The following is a 16,891-nucleotide window of genomic DNA, read 5'->3' as shown; positions in this document are numbered from 1 at the left end:
TAGAGGAAAGCGCTTACCTCGTCAACGAGTCGCCACAGAAAAGGGGGAACAAAACCAACGGTCAGCTATTTGTTCGGCTTGTTGAAAGTAGATTCAGGCGCAGTCGCGCCGGAGCTTTCCCGGTCACGTACAGAATCTCGCCGGACGCCGCGTCGGTGCCGCCGAGAAACGCGTACTCCTCCCCCGGGTGGTACGCCGGGGGACCGTCGGCGGGGGCGTGGTCGGCCGCCGTGACGGAGATCTGGATCGAGTCGTCGCCGACCCGGTAGTGCGCGGTACCCTCGTCGAGCTGCCAGGCGGCGCCGACAGGCCGCGCGCCGTGCATCGTCCCGCCAGGACGGAAGGCCAGCTCCAGGGCCCAGTCGACGATCGCGCCGGACACCTCGACGGACAGTTCCGCGCCGTCCCCGGTGAGATCCACCCGGACCGTCGTCTCGAGCGTCACCTCGTCGCGGCCGCGTTTGGCGAAGTCCATCGCGGCGCTGAACCGGCCGTCGTCACCGAGGCCGTAGTCCGCGTCCGCGCGCAGCTCAGCGGGGTCGAGCGGCTGATAATAGGCGGCCGACACCCGCTCGGTCAGCACCGCCTGATCGCCGTCGAGGGTCAGGCCGTCGCCACGGAACGGTCCCAGTCCGAAGAAGGTCCGCGACAGCCGGACGCTGTCCAGGACGGCCGCGCCGGCGTACAGGCGCAGGAAGGTCGGTGAGTTGGCCAGGCCGGACCGGATCCGCCGCTGCCGGGGGTAGTCCGAACCGCCGAAGACCACGGTGGTCGCCACCGGGGTGCGGTCCACCAGCAGACCGGCGGCCGGGAAATGCCGTCGCCGGGTGCCCGGCGGCGCGACCGGTGCGGGCAGCGCGAGGGCCAGATCCGGGTCCAGGACCAGCGCGGCGGCCACGTGACCGGGCGCCTCCAGGCCCTGCTCCAGGGCCAGGCCGGCGGCCCAGGACAGGTCGCCCCGGCCGCGCAGGCGGGCGATCCGGCGCAGCGGGAGCAGGTACCCGGCCAGCGGCTTCGGCCGGCCCTGGTCCTGCCGCCGGGACAGCACCGTCTCCACGGCGCCGTCGGGGAGCAGCAGGTCGAGGGTGGCGTCCAGGTTCGACACCACCGCGTCGATGAGGTCCGGTCGGTCGAAGACCTCGCCGATGACCAGCAGCGACGGGTTCGAGACGTACGCGGCATAGTTGGCACTGCGCTCGGAGTAGAGGCCGTCCTCGATGTCGGCGCCCTCGGCCAGCCACTGCGCGACCCGGCCGGCCAGCTCCGGCCGCGGGTCGAGGCGGTGCAGCCGGGCCAGCGCCGCGGAGATCTCCCACCGGTGGTTCGGGGTGTGCACACCCCCCTTGACCAGGGCCGGGGTGATCGTGGTCAGCAGTTCGTCCAGGGCCGCCACCAGCGGATGGCCCGCGGCCTGCGGGACGCGCAGCATCAGCGCGACGTCGGCCAGGTCGTTGACGCTGAACGCGGAGTCCGGCGGCGAGTCCACGTTGTCGCCGCCGCGGAACAGCCCGCTCGGATTCTGCAACCCGCGCAGCAGGCCGGTCAGATGCAGGGCGACGTCCAACAGCCCGGTGCGGCCGGTGTCCCCGCGCCAGGCCGCGACCAGGGTCTTCACCCGTTCGGCGAGCCGCCGGTGCTGCATGCCGGTCCAGTCGGCGGTGGTCTCCGCGACGATCCCGGCGATCTCACGGTCCAGTCCGGACCGGACCCGCGCGACGAACTCCTGGTCGACCCGGTCGCTCATATCGCCGCCTCCGCCACGTGTGCGGCGATCGCCTCGCGGCTCAGCACGCCGTCCGCCACCAGGACACGGATGTCCCTGATCAGCGGTGTCCCGGGCACGATCCGCAGAGGCTGCTCCCAGGCCAGTGCCTGACAGACCCCGACGTACTCCTCCAGGCGGACGAACCAGCGGTCCCTGCCCGCCAGACCCCGGAAGACCAGGGTGTACGCGTCACCGACGGTCACCGCCAGCCAGTCCGCGTCCGAGCCGTGCGGTTCGTCGCCGGTGGACGTGAACGCGACGGCCTCGCCGCCGGTGGCCCGCCAGAAGAACCCGCCGTACCCCGCGCCCCCGGTACGCCCGTTCGTCGCCGGGGAGCCGAGATGCACCTCTTTCACGGTGGGGGCACTCAGCGCGTACCCCAGAGAAAGCTCCCAACCGGAGGCCGCGGCACGGGCACGGACCGACCGTTCCTCGCGCAGCACCACCCGGCCGGCGCCGTCCTGCCAGCTCAGGCGCTGGGTGTAGCCGTCCGGCAGCTCCGTGCGATCGTCGGCGACGATCCGGCCGTGGTCGTCGCGCCAGACGTAACCCTCGCCGCGGACGTAGGTGCGCCCGCCCCACAGGTTGACGCCGTCCACGTCCTGACACGTCACCGAGACCCCCAGGTGCCACGGGTGGTCCTCGGGGAGCTCGCCGGTGACGACGGTTCCGGAAAGGGTGCGGACCGGATGCAGATAGGGCCGCGGCGCCAATCGGGTGTCGAGGTCGGGATCGTCCACGACCGTGGCGACCGCGGTTCCGTTCACTCGCAGGCCGGTCATCCGGTCCCTCCCTCGACAATAATGGCGTTCAGAAACTGTTCCGCGCATTATCGGAGGCGCTCAGGCAAGCGCTTTCCTGAAGAAACAATAAACGCGCTGGAACAGGACTGCAAGGTCAACTACCAGCGATAGATCTTAGGAATCGCAGGCAGCTCGACGGCCTGTGCCACGCCCGACTCCAAAGCCGTCACACAGGATTGCGCCACGAACGTCGCGGCGAACCCGTCCCAGGCCGTCGCACCGCCCGCGCCGCCGTCGATCCAGTCCTGCAGCTCCAGCCGGTACGCCTCGGCGAACCGGGGACGCCAGTCCGGCGGCAGCGGCCGCGAGTGCAGCCCGGAGCGGCGCAGCGAGGTGGCCGGCGGCGCGTCCAGGGTGACCGTGCCCAGCTCACCGACCAGCTCACAGCGCACCTCGTAGCCGTAGCGGGCGTTCACGAAGATCTCCACGTCGGCGAGCGCGCCGGACGCCGTGCGCAACACCAGGAACTGCGGGTCGCGGGTGCCGCCGGACTGGCCGGTGGACCGCGGGGCGTGCACGGTGACCTCGACGATCTCCTCGTCCAGCAGCCACCGGGTGATGTCCAGCTCGTGCACCGCCGAGTTGGTGATCAGATTCGAGTCCGGCTGGCCGGGCGTGCCGGCCGGGTTGCGGTGCACGTGGTGCACCATCAGCGCCGCGCCGATCTCCCCGGTGCCGAGCAGGCCCTTCATCTCGGTGTAGCCCGGGTCGTAGCGGCGCATGAAGCCGACCGTGATCAGGCGGCTGCCGTACGCCACCTCGGCCTCGAGGATCCGCGTGCAGCCCTCGACCGTGGGCGCCAGCGGCTTCTCGCAGAGCACCGGCTTGGCGGCCGCGATGCAGGCCAGCACGTACTCCTCGTGGGTGGCGTCGGACGAGGCGATCAGCACCGCGTCGATGCCGTCGTCCGCGATCAGCGCGTACGGGTCGGCGAAGACCCGGGCGCCACCACTGGCCGCGGCGACCGTGGCGGCGCGCTCGGCGTCCAGGTCGAAGACGCCGGCCACGGTCGCGCCGGAGACCGCGTGGGTGAGGAGACGGGCGTGGTCGGCGCCCATGATGCCGGTGCCGATGATGCCGATGCGTCGCACGGTGGTGCTCTTTTCTGATGGTTCTGATCTTGCTGTCATGGCTGATCCTGCAGGAAGGCGCGGCTGGTCCGGACGTCACCCACCGGACCGGCGCCGTCGGCGGGCGGGCCGTCCATCGCGCAGTCCTGCTCCAGGACGTACCAGCCGGCGTAACCCGTCGCCTCCAGGCCGGCCACGATGCCCGCGATGTCGACGTCGCCCGCGCCGAGCGGGGTGTACAGGCCGGCCTTGACCGCGTTCATGTAGCTGCGGGCGCCGGACTGCACGGTCGCGGCGATCGCGGTGTCCACGTCCTTGAGGTGCACGTGGGTGATCCGGTCGGCGGCCAGCTCGATCAGCTCGGCCGGCTGCATGCCGCCGATCAGCAGGTGGCCGGTGTCCAGGCAGAGCGGCACGTCACTGCCGGCCAACAGGCGCAGCACCGCGTCCCGGTCCTCGATCGCGGTCCCGACGTGCGGGTGCAGGGCGGCGCGCAGGCCCCGCTCGGCGGCCATCGCCTGGAGCGTGGCCAGGGTGGCGAACAGCGTGGTCCACTCGTCCTCGGTCAGCCGGACCCTGTGGTCGTAGCTGCCGTCGGTGGACCGGGCGGCCAGCACGACCACCTCGGCGCCGGCCGCGGCCAGCACGCCGATCGCGGCCGCCGCCTCGGCCAGGTCGGCCGCGGTGGCGACGTGCATCGGCACCGGCAGGAAACCGCCGATCAGGGTCAGGCCGTGCCGGTCCAGGGTGGCCCGCACGTCGGCGGGCGTCGCACCCAGATAGCCGGTCGGGCCCAGTTCGGTCGCGCGCAGGCCGAGCCCGCTCATCTCGGACAACACCCGGTCGGCGGGCAGTTCGTACCCCCAGCCGGGCGCCTCGCAGACACCCCAGGAGATCGGGGCCCCGCCGACGCGATCCGCCGGAACACTCATCGGATATGCCTCCTACAGGTAGTCGCGCTGTGCGCGCTTGCCGACGGTGTACTGCTCGTGTGCGGTGCGGACGCTCGCCAGCGTCGAGGTCTCCGCGACGGCCACGTCCCACCACGACTCACTCGACGGGGCGTCGACCAGCGGATCGGCGTCGACGTGCACCACGGTGACGCCGTCGATCCCGCGGGCCTCGGCCAGCGCGCCCCGCAACTCCTCGACGGTGCTCGCCGTCAGGACCGTCGCGCCGAGGCTGGCGGCGTTCGCGGCCAGGTCGACCGGGAGCGTGCCGCCACCCAGGCGGCCGTCCTCGTCCCGGAACCGGTAGGAGGTGCCGAACCGCTGGGCGCCCACCGACTCGGAGAGCCGGCCGATCGACGCGTACCCGTGGTTCTGCACCAGGACGACGATCAGCTTGACGCTCTCCTGGACCGCGGTGACCAGCTCCTGCGCCATCATCAGGTAGGAGCCGTCGCCGACCATCACGAAGACCTCGCGGTCCGGGGCGGCCAGCTTGACGCCGAGACCACCGGCGATCTCGTAACCCATGCAGGAGAAGCCGTACTCGACGTGGTAGCCCTTGGGATCCCTCGTCCGCCAGAGTTTGTGCAGGTCGCCCGGCATCGAGCCGGCCGCGCAGACGACGACGTCCCGGTCCTGCGCGGCGTCGTTGACCGCGCCGATGATCTCCGTCTGGGCGGGGAGCGGAGTGTTACCGAGGTGGTAGGCCCTCTCAACCGTCTGATCCCACTTTTTCGCGAGTAGCGATGCTTTTTCGCGATATTGGTTGCTGGTTTGGAAATCTTGCAGTGCTTCGGACAAAGCGGCCAATGTCGCCTTTGCGTCGGCGACCACCGCCACCCCGGAGTGCTTCGCGGCGTCGAACGCCGCGATGTTCACGTTGACGAAGCGCACCTCGGCGTCCTGGAACGCACTGCGCGACGCCGTGGTGAAGTCGCTCCACCGCGTGCCGATGCCGATCACGACATCCGCCTCGCGGGCGATCTCGTTCGCGGCGACGGTCCCGGTCGCGCCGACCGCACCCAGGCTCAGCGGGTGGTCGTAGCGCAGCGAACCCTTGCCGGCCTGCGTCTCCGCCACCGGGATGCCGGTCGCCTCGGCGAACAGCCGCAACGCCTCGGTGGCCTCCGAGTAGATCACTCCCCCGCCGGCCACGATCAGCGGGCGCTCGGCGGTCCGGATCAGCGCGACCGCCCGGGCCAGCGCGCCGGGCTCCGGCAGCGGACGCGGCACGTGCCACACCCGCGGGCGGAACAGCTCGTCCGGCCACTCGTACGCCTCGGCCTGCACGTCCTGCGGCAGAGCAAGGGTGACAGCGCCGGTCTCCACCGGGTCGGTCAGCACCCGGCAGGCGCCGAGCAACGCCGACGGCAGCTGCTCCGGACGCCACACCCGGTCGAAGAACCGGGACACCGGGCGGAACGTGTCGTTGACGCTGACGTCGAACCCGCGCGGATCCTCCAGCTCCTGCAGCACCGGGCTGGCCGGGCGGGTGGCGAACACGTCGCCGGGCAGCAGCAGCACCGGCAGCCGGTTGACCGTGGCCAGGGCCGCACCGGTGACCATGTTGGTCGCGCCCGGCCCGATCGAACTCGTGCAGGCCAGCGTGGACATCCGGTTGCGCATCCGGGCGAACCCGGCGGCCGCGTGCACCATGCCCTGCTCGTTGCGGGCCTGCCGGTACGGCGCCGCGCCCGGTTCGGTCAGCTCCGCCTCCAGCAGCGCCTGACCGATTCCGGCCACATTGCCGTGCCCGAAGATGCCGAACCAGCCCTCGATCAGCCGGTGCTCGACACCGTCGCGTTCGGTGCGCTGCGCCGCCAGGAACCTCACGGCGGCCTGCCCCACGGTCAGCTTCATCGCGCTTCCTTTCGGTACGGCAGGCGCGGGTCGATCTCCTGGTCCGCCCAGGTGTCGCGGATCCAGGCGTACTCGGGGTCGTCCTGGATCAGCCAGAGGCGTTCGCCCGGCCCCGCCATGACGTTGAGGTAGTAGAGGTCGAAGCCGGGTGCGGCCATCGACGGGCCGTGCCAGCCGTGCGGGATCAGCACCACGTCGCCGGTCCGCACCTCTTCGAGCACGTCGACCGGCCGGTCCTCGGTGCCGTAGACCCGCTGGTACCCGGGGCCGCCCTCGTAGTAGTAGATCTCCTCCAGCTCGGACTCGTGCGGTCCGGCGTCGTCGTGCTTGTGCGGCGGGTAGGACGACCAGTTGCCGCCGGGGGTCAGCACCTCGCAGGCGATGATCCGGTCGGCGTCGAGCACGTCGGGAGTGCCGAAGTTGTTGACCTGGCGGGAGCAGTTGCCGGCGCCGCGGAGTTCGACCCGTACCTGATCGACGGTCACGTGTTTGACGCTGTGCCGTTTCGTGGCGCGTGCCGTGGCCAGCGCGAACCGTCCGCCGCGGTGCGAGGTGAGCGACAAGTCCGCTTTTATCGGGATATAGGCCACGTCGGTCGGGCCGTCGAAGACACTCGCCCGCCCTTGGAGCTCGATCTCCTGACCGTCAGCGGTCACGGTCACGGCGCCGGACAACGGCACCACGATCACCTCGTCGTCCCCGGTGGACGTCGCGTAGGACTCCCCCGCGGCCAACTCGACCACCCGCAGTCCGCTGTAGCCCCACTTCGCCGACTCCGGGGTCACGTCCAGCCTGATCACGCCGCCACCTTCCGTACCAGATCGACCGCGGTGTCCACGGCCGACGCCACGTCACCGTCCGGCGGGTAGAGCAGCGCCCGCCCCACCATCAGCCCCCGCACCCCCGGCACGGCCAGGGCCTTCTCCCAGGACGCGTACGTCTGGCCGGCGTTGCCCGACGGGTCGCCGCCGAGCAGCAGCGCCGGCATCGTGGTGGCCGCCATGACCGCGGCCATGTCCTCCACCACCGGCAACTTCAGCCAGGTGTACGCGCTGGTCCCGCCCAATCCGGCCGCGATCGCCACCGACCGGGCGACGGCCGCCGTGCTCAGGTCGTTGACGACCCTGCCGTCCGCGCCGCGGGTGGACAGGAACGGCTCCACCATCGCGACCAGTTCGCGGGCGGCCAGGTCGTCCACCGCCCGGGCGCTGGCCTCCAGGGTCCGTACGCTGCCCGCGTCGTCCGGGTCGATGCGGGTCAGCATCTTGCCGCCGTCGAAGCCCATCCGTTCGATCGCCGCCGCGTCGTAGCCGGTGAACCGGTCGTCCAGCTCGAACACCGAGTTCTGCAGGCCACCCCGGTTCATCGACCCGAAGACGACCTTGCCGTCCAGCTCGCCGAGCAGCAGCAGGTCCTCGAGCACGTCGGCGGTGCCGAGCACGCCGTCCACGCCGGGACGGCGCAACGCGGTCCGCAGCCGGCGGAGCAGCTCGTAGCGGTCGGCCATGGCGGTGGCGTCACCGCGTACCCCCAGAGCACCTCGCGCCGGATGATCCGCGGCGACCACCATCAGACGCTCGCCGGCGCCGGCCAGCAGCGGCCGCCGGACCCGGCGGGCGGCCGCCTCGGCCACCGCCCGCGGCCGGGTCGCGCGCAGGCTGCGCAGCTCCTCGAAGTCCTCGTGATCAGACACGACCGGCCTCCAGCACTGCCTCGACCTCGGCCGTCGTCGGCATCGCGGTCGAACACTCCAGGCGCCCGGCGACGATCGCGCCGGCCGCGTTGGCGAACCGGATCATGCGTTCCAGCGGCCAGCCCTCGAGCAGGCCGTGGCAGAGCGCGCCGCCGAACCCGTCACCCGCGCCCAGGCCGTTGACCACGTCCACCGGCGCCGGGGCGACCCGGATCCGCTCGTCCTTGGTGGCGGCCATGACGCCCTCCGGCCCGAGTTTGACGATCGCCAGTTCGACACCGGCGGCGAGCAGCGCGTCGGCCGCCCGGTCCGGATCGGTCTCGCCGACCGCCACCTCACACTCGGTGAGGTTGCCGACCGCTACTGTGACGTTCGGGAGCGCTGCTCGGACCTGTGCCCGGGCCTGCTCGGCGGAGTCCCAGAACATCGGCCGGTAGTCCAGATCAAGAACGGTCAGCGGCCGCCGTTCGCGAGCGGCCCAGGCGACGTGGTGCGCGGAGCGGCTCGGATCCTTCGACAGCCCGGTCACCGTGCACCAGAAGATGCCGGCGCCCCTGATCGCGTCGAGGTCGAGCTCGTCGCCCTCGATCATCAGGTCCGGGGCGATCGGCAGCCGGTAGAAGTAGAGCGGAAAGTCGTCCGGCGGGAAGATCTCGCAGAACGTGACCGGGGTCGGCAGTCCGGGGACGGTGCCGACGAACCGGTCGTCCACGCCGAGGTCGGTGAGCTCGCGGCGCACGTACTTGCCGAACGGGTCCGCGCCCACCCGGGTGATCACCGCGCTGTGCCGTCCGTGCCGGGCTGCGGCGACCGCGACGTTGGTCGCGCTGCCACCCAGGAACTTGCCGAACGACGTCACGTCCTCCAGACCGATTCCGGTCTGAAGTGGGTAGATGTCGACGCCGACACGACCCATCGTGACAACTTCGAAGTCCCGCATCCCACCTCCAGCAAACGTTACAGCCACGTTTACGCACGGTTTCCGCGTTGCGTGTGAGCAGCCTGCGACGCAGAGCCACGAAGGTCAAGAGTTTGTCTTGACATTGTTCTGAACGCACTGACAAACTTCCGCGATTGTCAATGCGGAGCGAGGTGCCGACGATGCCCATGCCGCCCGTCGAGATCGACCGGACCAGTCCGGTCCCCATCTACTTTCAGCTGCTCAGACACCTTGAAGAAGCGATCGACCGGGGCGAGCTGGTGCCCGGCGAACGCCTGCCCACCGAGATCGAACTGGCCGCGGCGCTGACCATCAGCCGCCCGACGATCCGGCGCGCCATCGAAGAACTCGTCGCCAAAGGCCTGCTCACCCGCAAGCGCGGCGTCGGCACCCGGGTCACCGACGTGCAGGTGCGCCGGCGTGTCGCCCTGACCAGCCTCTTCGACGACCTGACCGCTTCCGGTCGCAGCCCCGAGACCCGGATCCTACGGTTCGACCGGGACTGCGTGGACCGGCACGCAGCCCGGATGCTGGGTCTCGCACCGACCGAGAAACTGGTCCACTGCGAACGGGTCCGCCTGGCCGACGGCGTCCCCCTCGCCCTGCTGCGCAACTGGCTGCCACCACGTTTCGCCGACCTGAACCCGGACCTGCTGGTGACGCAGAGTCTCTACCGCCTGATGGGCGAGTGGAACGGCCGACCCTCGGTCGCCAAACAGCGGATCACCGCGAAGGCGGCCAGCCCGACCCAGGCCCGGCTGCTCGAAATCGGCCACCACACGCCGCTGATCAGCATGCAGCGCACCGCTTTCGACCCGACCGGCGCCACCGTCGAGTTCTCCGACAACCTGTACCGCGCCGACCACTACGCCATCGAGGTGACCGTCTTCAACCGGTGAGCGTCTACGGTCTCGCGACGCTCTCCCGCCCCCTCCGCTGCGAACCCCGCTCTCCGGCACCGCGGCGTCTGCGAGTGCGGTACAGGGAACTGCTGCAGACCAACGGCACCAGCCGCACGGTGCTTCGGGCGTACACAATGGTGGGGTGAGGGTTCGTTATCTTCTGCACAACGCCTATGGCGTCGGCGGGACCGTCCGGACCGTTTTCCATCAGGCGAACGCGTTGTGCGGGGCGCACGACGTGGAGATCGCCAGTGTGCACCGGAGCGCTGACGCCCCGGTGTTTCCGCTTGATCCGCGGGTGCGGCTGGTGACGTTGTCCGAGCGTGCGCGACGGTCGGGGCTGCGGAATCCGTTGCCGCACGGGCGCGATTTCCGGTACCGCGGCTGGGATCCGGCCGTTGATCTGCGGGTGGTGCGGTACATCCGGGCGCAGCGGGACGCCATCGTGATCACCACCCGGCCCGCGTTGAACATCCTGTCCGCCTGGTTCGGTCCCCGTCGGCTGATCCGGATCGGCCAGGACCACATGAATCTCGGCACCTACCGGCGGCGGTTGCGCCGGGAGATCCTGCGGGCCTACCCGCGGCTGGACGCGGTGACCGTGCTGACCGACGCTGATCTGGCCGCCTACCGCGAGGCGCTGGGCGGCAGAACCAGGCTGGTCCGGATTCCGAACGGCATCCCGGCGCGGACCAGCACACCTCAGCGGCACGACACCAAGGTCGTCGTCGCGGCCGGGCGGCTGGTCCGGCAGAAGGGCTTCGACCTGCTGATCAAGGCCTTCGCCCGGGTGCACGAGCGACACCCGGACTGGGAGCTGCACATCTTCGGCTACGGCCGCAAGCGGCAACGGCTCACTACGATGATCGCCGAGCGGGGCCTCGAGGACGTGATCCGGCTGCGCGGCGTCTCCCGGGACCTGGACGCCGAGTTCGCGACGGCGGCCCTCTTCGTGCTCAGCTCCCGCCACGAGGGCCTGCCGATGGTGCTGCTCGAGGCGATGAGCAGCGGCCTGCCGGTGGTCTCCTTCGACTGCCCGACCGGTCCGGCCGAGATCGTCGAGCACGGCACCAACGGTCTGCTGGTGCCGGCCGAGGACGTCGACGGGCTCGCCGCCGCCCTGAGCCAGATGATCGAGAACGGTCAGGACCGGGAGCGGATGGGGCGGGCTGCCCGGGTGACCGGGACCCGGTACGAGATGCCGGTCATCGCCGAGCAGTGGGAGCGGTTGTTCAGAGAAGTGCGGCGACGTCCGCCCGCACCGACGCCAGCGTCGGGTGGAAGGCGTCCCCGGGGCACTCGGTAGAGCCCGCGCCGATCGTCGCCCAGTCCCGGTGGCCCTGGATCGCGTCGACGGTACCGCCCTTGAGGTTGACCGGGTTGAGGTAGTTCACCTTGCCCGCCGGGTCGATCCCGGTCTTTCCGGCGAGGTATGCCAGCACCTTGACCAGGGATTCGCGCGCGGCGGCCGTCGGCTGGGTGTCGGTGAAGCGGCCGAGCAGCACGATGCCGATGTTGCCGGCGTTGAACTGGCCGACGTGGGCGCCGTTCGCCACGGCGACGCCGTCCGGGCCGAAGGCCGGCAGGCTGTCGTCGCCGGAGACGCGTCCCTCGTAGACCGCGCCCGCCTCGTCGATGAGCAGCTGGTACCCGACGTCGCCGTAGCCGTCGAGCACGCAGTCGTCGTAGTAGATCGCCCGGACGGTGGCGAGCGGGTCCGGGTCGTCGTTGTGCTCGTAGACGCCGGTGTGGTGCACGGTGAAAGCCTGCGGCGGGTAGTAGTCCACCGGCCACAGTTCGGTCGCACCGTCCGCGCTGAACCGCAGCGACTCGTCGGCGCCCCACGCGGCCCGGGAGAGGTACGCCGGAAGCTCACAGTCGCCGATCCGGTCGGCGCCGACGGCCTGTATCGCACCGGCCGGGCCGTCGACCGTGTTCAGCTCGGTGACGGTCGCCGCGCTGCCGTCGGCGGTCTGCACCTCGTACCCGGTGACGTCGCGGGCCAGGATCAGGGAACGCCGGCCGGTGGGGGCGGGTTTGTCGTCGCGTCCGCCGGCGCAGGTGGTCAGGTCGACCCAGTCGCCCCAGCCGGCGCTGGTGCGCAGCCGGACCGCGGCCGCTGCCGGGGCGGCGACCGACAGGTGGGTGAGGGTGAAGTCCGCGACGTCGGTGCGGGTCCGGCTGGCGATCCGCGGGCGCCGGTGGGCGAGGGTGGCCGGGATCCGGGGTGCGGTCTCCCCGGCGAAGGCCGTGGCTCCGGCCGCCGCGGCCAGGCCGAGTGCGCCGAGTCCGGTGGCACCTGCGAGAAGTTTCCGACGTGACAGCATCCGTTTTTGCCTTCCGTGGCGGATATATCACCATGGAAGCTAGATCATCTCGTCGATGAATGACAAGATCGCGGTCCCGCCGCCACGGGACCGCGATCAAGCGATTACTCAGAGGTTGAGCGACCAGCTGTTGATGTAGCCGACGTCAGCCGAAGCGGCGTCCTGCACCCGCAGCTTCCAGGTGCCGTTCGCCGTCTCGGAGGACAGGTTCGCGGTGTAGGTGGTGTCGATGTTGTCCGCGCTGCCACCGGTCCGGCTCTGCAGCACGTACGCGCTGCCGTCCGGCGCCACCAGCGAGACGATCAGGTCACCGATGTAGGTGTGGACGATGTGCACCTCGACCTTGGCCGTCGCCGACGGGGTCGCGTCGCAACCGCTGATCACGATGCTCGACTCGACCGTGGCGTTGTCCGAGATCGTCACGTCGGTGCTGTTGCTGCCCGAGCAACCCGGCAGCCCGTTGATCGTGAGCGCCACGTTGACCTGGCGGATCGTGGCCGGCGACGTGCCGATCACGGTCACCGTGCTCTCCCCGCTGCCGGCCGACGCGGCGGCGGTCAGCGTCAGGGTGGTGGACTCACCGGCGGTCACCGACGCGTCGGCGAACGCGGCGGTCACCCCGGCCGGCAGGGTGCCGGTGGTCAGGACGATGGTCTGCGCCTCACCGTCGACGCTGGTGGTGGTGACGTCGAGGGTCGCCGAGGTGCCGGGGTCCAGGGTCACCGTGGTCGGGGCGACGGCCACCCGGAAGTCGTTGGCCACCGGGCACTCGAGGTCGCTGCCGGCCACGTTGACCGCGGTCCACGCGGCCTGGACCGCCTTGTACTCGGTCGAGCACAGACCGAACAGGTCGTCGGCGGCCTGCAGGGTGTAGGCGCGGGAGGTGTTGGCCGGGGCGGCCGTGTTCACGTACTTGGTGGTCGACGTGAAGTAGGCGTCCAGCGCGTGGAACCAGATCTTCTCGGCCTTCTCCAGTCCGATGCCGACGACGCCCGGGGCGGTGCCGCAGACCGGCGAGGTGCCGTACGCGGTGGCGCCGGTGCCCTCGGCGAGGTTGAAGAAGAAGTGGTTGCCCGGACCGGACGAGTAGTGCACGTCCACGCTGTTCGTGCTGGTCGACCAGCAGCCGTGCGAGGCACCGTCGAGCGTCGGGTTGTACATGTAGCGCAGCGGCGCGCCCGTACCCCGGATGTCGATCTTCTCGCCGATATCGTAGTCGCCCGGGTCGCTGGTGGTGTTCGCGTAGAACTCGACAGCGGTGCCGAAGATGTCACTCGTCGACTCGTTGAGCCCACCGGACTCGCCCGAGTAGACCAGGCCGGCCGTGTGCTCGGTGACGCCGTGCGACATCTCGTGACCGGCCACGTCCAGCGCGACCAGCGGCTTCGCGTTGCCCGCGCCGTCACCGTAGGTCATCTGGGCGCCGTCCCAGAACGCGTTCACGTACGCGTTGCCGTAGTGCACCCGCGACGGCACGCCCCGGCCGTCGTCGAAGATGCCGTTGCGGCCGTGCACGTTCTTGAAGTAGTCGAACGTGGTCGCCGCGCCGAAGTGGGCGTCGATGGCGGCCGACTGCCGGCTCGCGGTGGTGCCGGTGCCCCAGACGTTGTCCGCGTCGGTGAACGTGGTGCACGTGCTGGTGCCGTTGTTCATGTCGCAGGTGCTGCCGTTGCCGCGCTCCGGGTCGATCAGGCTGTAGGTCGAGCCGCTCAGCGTGGTGTCCACGCCGACCGTGCCGGAGTAGATGCTGGCGCCGGTGCCGGCCACGTTCTCGATCTCGTCGTACTGTCCGATCAGCTTGCCGGACGTCGCATCGGTGATGACGTGCAGGTGGGAGGGGGTCTGCCCGTCGGGTGCCCAGCCGTGCAGCACGGTCTCCCAGGCGAGCCGGCCGAGGCCGGTGCTGGCGTCGACGAACAGCTCAGGCTGGTCGGTTCCGGTCAGCTTGCCCTCGAAGCGCGCCTTGGCGGTCTTCAGCGCGGTCGCCTCGGCGACCTTCGCCTTGGTGCTCAGCGTCAGCGGCTTGGTCAGGCCCAGCGACGTCCCGGCGAGGCTGCCGTCGGCGTTGGTGTGCACGACGAAGTCGCCGCCGTAGACCCGCAGGCCCTCGTACTCGCGGGCGTAGCGGACGTGCGCGTCACCGTCGGAATCGATGGTGGCTCGATAGGCGGTGTAGGATTCGTCGCCCACGGCGCCGATAGCCGCCGGACGCGCTTCGATCAGGGCGTCGGCCCGGCTGATCGCCTGCGCCTCGGTGGGCGGGGTGGGCGCCGGCGGGGCTGCCGAGCTGCTCGCGGCGGTGGCCACGAGGGTGCTGCCGACCAGCGCGGTGACGCCGGCCAGCGCGAGGGATTTCTTCACGCGGTTCCTCCCGAACCATGAGATACACACATGGCAATGTGTCGATTCATTATGGTCGGGAAGTAGTGACAACCTTATATATCGTCAGGGTCATATCAAAGGTGGAAGGCTCAACTTTTAGCGATCAGATTCGGTCAGGCTCGGGCGTTTCTCGCACTCTCCTTCGGGGGTACGACCTACCACTCCCCCACCACCACACCTCCCCGTAACCGACTGCGACCTGGGCACATCCCGGCCTTGCCGCCGCCGGCGCCGGGCCGACCCGCCGCCGGATCTCAGAGACACATCCGGAACCGCCGCCGCCCCGCTCCCGCATCCCGGGGCACCCTCGAGTGGCCCGCATCACTCGAGCACTCCCGCTGTCCCACATAGCGGGAGTGGAGCAGATCGGCCGGCGCTGACCCGCCTCGTGATTCGCGACCCGGACCAGGGACATCACCCGCCCTTGACGCGCGGGAATGTTACCGGGAACATCGATAACCTTCAGTTGGTAACGTGTCGGCCGCATCCCCGAAACCGGCGGGCGGCACGGTCCCCGCCCTCCTGGGAGTGACAGTGACGAAACGCCGTACCCTCATCAAAGCCGTCGGTGTGGGCACCGCCGGCGCCCTGGTCGCCGCCGATCCGGCCGCCGCCGCCTCGGTCACCTGGACCGACGACGGGTCCAACTATGTGGTGACGACCGGCGCCAACCTGGTCTTCAAGGTCAGCAAGGCCAACGGTGACCTGGTCTCCTTCGTCTATCGCGGCGTCGAATACCAGGGCTACGGCAAGAACTCGCACGTCGAGAGCGGCCTCGGCGCGTCCACCGTGACGATCTCCGGCAGCACGGCGACGGTGACGATCAAAGTGGTGTACGGGACGCTCGTGCACTACTACGTGGCGCGGGCCGGCGAGAACAACATCTACATGTGGACGTACAAGGACGCCAACTCGACGACCATGCAGCGCTACATCGTGCGGCTGAAGCCCGGGGCGCTCAGTTTCAGCGGCGGCGACGCCTGGGACTCGGCGACGGCGACGACGATCGAGTCGGGGGACGTCTTCCGGGCCACCGACGGCACCACCCGGTCCAAGCACTACTCGGGCAAGCGGGTGATGGACTTCGACTACGTCGGGGCGACGACAGCGTCCGGCACGGTCGGCATCTGGATGGTGCGCAGCAACCACGAGAAGGCGTCCGGCGGGCCGTTCTACCGGTCGCTGCTGCGCTCCGGCAGCACCGCATCACCGGACCTCTACGAGATCGTCTGGTACAACATGGCGCAGACCGAGGAACAGCGGTACGGGCTGCACGGCCCGTACGTGCTCGCCTTCACCGACGGCGGCGCCCCGGCCTCGTCGCTCTACGCCCGCAACATCGACACGTCGTGGGCGGACGGGCTCGGCATTCAGAATCATGTGAGCGCCTCCGGTCGCGGCCGGGTCGCCGGTGTCGGCCTCAACGGGCGGGACACGGCTTACACGTACACCGTCGGTTTCGCCAACAGCGCGGCGCAGTACTGGGCGGTGGCGACTGCGAGCACCGGCTATTTCAGCTGCCCCGGCATGCTGCCCGGAAGCTACACGCTCACCGTTTACAAGGATGAGCTGCCGGTCTACACCGGGTCGGTCACGGTGACCGCGGGCGGCACGACCACGGTGAACACCATCACGATCAGCAGTGATCCGAGTGCGACCGCCGCGATCTGGCGGATCGGTGACTGGACCGGTTCGCCGAAGGGTTTCAAGAACGCGGACCTGATGACGTACGCCCACCCGTCCGACAACCGGGCCGCGTCCTGGACCGGCAACTTCATCGTCGGCACCACCGCCGTCAGCGGGTTCCCCTGCTACCAGTGGGTGGGCGTCAACAACGGCCTGATCGTCTACTTCAAGCTGACCGCGGCGCAGGCGGCCGCCGCGCACACCCTGCGGATCGGGCTGTCGGCGAGTTTCGCGGGCGGCCGCCATCAGATCACGGTGAACAGCTGGACGTCGTCGATCCCGTCCGCGCCGAGCAGTTCCGGCACCCGCAGCCTGACCGTCGGCGCATACCGTTCCTACACGGCGTTCCTCACCTACACGGTCCCGGCGAGCGCTTTCCTCACCGACACCAGCCAGTGGAACATCCTCAAACTGAACGTGGTCAGCGGCTCGTCCGGCGACGGTTATCTGAGCCCCGGCCTGGCCTTCGACTGCATCGACCTCATCTGAGAGCCCTTCCCCTGCCGCTGTAGC

General features: G+C 70.2%; 13 protein-coding genes. 3 read left to right on the top strand and 10 right to left on the bottom strand.

Going from position 1 to position 16,891, the window contains the following annotated elements:
• Window positions 1–61: 61 nt before the first annotated feature.
• The 8 genes from WH85_RS11035 to iolC form a co-directional block, all read right to left on the bottom strand.
• Window positions 62–1,744, bottom strand: a complete 1,683-nt coding sequence (locus tag WH85_RS11035; RefSeq protein ID WP_045741657.1) for a hypothetical protein — start codon at window positions 1,742–1,744, stop codon at window positions 62–64.
• Window positions 1,741–2,547 carry a DUF6807 domain-containing protein gene (locus WH85_RS11030; protein ID WP_045741656.1) on the bottom strand — a complete coding sequence of 269 codons (807 nt, stop codon included), beginning with the start codon at window positions 2,545–2,547 and terminating at the stop codon, window positions 1,741–1,743. Before WH85_RS11030 ends, WH85_RS11035 begins: the two co-directional genes overlap by 4 nt.
• A 119-nt stretch (window positions 2,548–2,666) precedes the next feature.
• Window positions 2,667–3,659 carry a Gfo/Idh/MocA family protein gene (locus WH85_RS11025; protein WP_245673895.1) on the bottom strand — a complete coding sequence of 331 codons (993 nt, stop codon included), beginning with the start codon at window positions 3,657–3,659 and terminating at the stop codon, window positions 2,667–2,669.
• Between the two features lie 35 nt (window positions 3,660–3,694).
• On the bottom strand, window positions 3,695–4,570 hold the full coding sequence (locus WH85_RS11020) for a TIM barrel protein (protein WP_045741654.1): 876 nt from the start codon (window positions 4,568–4,570) through the stop codon (window positions 3,695–3,697).
• A 12-nt stretch (window positions 4,571–4,582) separates the two neighbouring features.
• Entirely contained in the window at window positions 4,583–6,448 is a 1,866-nt protein-coding gene (gene iolD / locus WH85_RS11015) for a 3D-(3,5/4)-trihydroxycyclohexane-1,2-dione acylhydrolase (decyclizing) (protein ID WP_045741653.1), read from the bottom strand.
• Window positions 6,445–7,248, bottom strand: coding sequence for a 5-deoxy-glucuronate isomerase (gene iolB / locus WH85_RS11010; protein ID WP_045741652.1), 804 nt, complete (start codon window positions 7,246–7,248; stop codon window positions 6,445–6,447). The genes iolD and iolB overlap by 4 nt, the downstream gene beginning before the upstream one ends.
• Complete coding sequence (locus tag WH85_RS11005; RefSeq protein ID WP_045741651.1) at window positions 7,245–8,141, bottom strand: Cgl0159 family (beta/alpha)8-fold protein; 897 nt, start codon at window positions 8,139–8,141, stop codon at window positions 7,245–7,247. Before WH85_RS11005 ends, iolB begins: the two co-directional genes overlap by 4 nt.
• Entirely contained in the window at window positions 8,134–9,081 is a 948-nt protein-coding gene (gene iolC, locus WH85_RS11000; protein WP_045741650.1) for a 5-dehydro-2-deoxygluconokinase, read from the bottom strand. Before iolC ends, WH85_RS11005 begins: the two co-directional genes overlap by 8 nt.
• Before the next feature lie 161 nt (window positions 9,082–9,242).
• Between iolC and WH85_RS10995 the strand changes: the two genes are divergently transcribed.
• Entirely contained in the window at window positions 9,243–9,980 is a 738-nt protein-coding gene (locus tag WH85_RS10995; RefSeq protein ID WP_045741703.1) for a GntR family transcriptional regulator, read from the top strand.
• A gap of 145 nt (window positions 9,981–10,125) precedes the next feature.
• A complete protein-coding gene (locus tag WH85_RS10990) occupies window positions 10,126–11,289 on the top strand; it encodes a glycosyltransferase family 4 protein (RefSeq protein ID WP_045741649.1) in 1,164 nt (387 codons plus the stop codon).
• Here WH85_RS10990 and WH85_RS10985 read toward each other — a convergent pair.
• Together WH85_RS10985 and WH85_RS10980 are read right to left on the bottom strand one after the other, a co-directional pair.
• Window positions 11,216–12,310: a peptidoglycan recognition protein family protein gene (locus WH85_RS10985; protein ID WP_052720304.1), complete on the bottom strand. Its 1,095-nt coding sequence runs from the start codon at window positions 12,308–12,310 to the stop codon at window positions 11,216–11,218. The genes WH85_RS10990 and WH85_RS10985 overlap by 74 nt on opposite strands.
• A 108-nt stretch (window positions 12,311–12,418) precedes the next feature.
• Window positions 12,419–14,671, bottom strand: coding sequence for a M4 family metallopeptidase (locus WH85_RS10980; protein WP_045741648.1), 2,253 nt, complete (start codon window positions 14,669–14,671; stop codon window positions 12,419–12,421).
• Window positions 14,672–15,226: 555 nt separating this feature from the next.
• Here WH85_RS10980 and WH85_RS10975 point away from each other — a divergent pair.
• Window positions 15,227–16,867, top strand: coding sequence for a rhamnogalacturonan lyase B N-terminal domain-containing protein (locus tag WH85_RS10975; protein WP_211275332.1), 1,641 nt, complete (start codon window positions 15,227–15,229; stop codon window positions 16,865–16,867).
• Window positions 16,868–16,891: the final 24 nt, after the last annotated feature.

Origin of the sequence: Actinoplanes rectilineatus, assembly GCF_000962825.1 — a bacterium.
In the GTDB taxonomy this organism is placed as follows: Bacteria; Actinomycetota; Actinomycetes; order Mycobacteriales; family Micromonosporaceae; genus Actinoplanes; species Actinoplanes rectilineatus.
The sequence above is the reverse complement of the archived record's forward strand: the minus strand, read 5'-3'. Positions and strand labels throughout refer to the sequence as shown.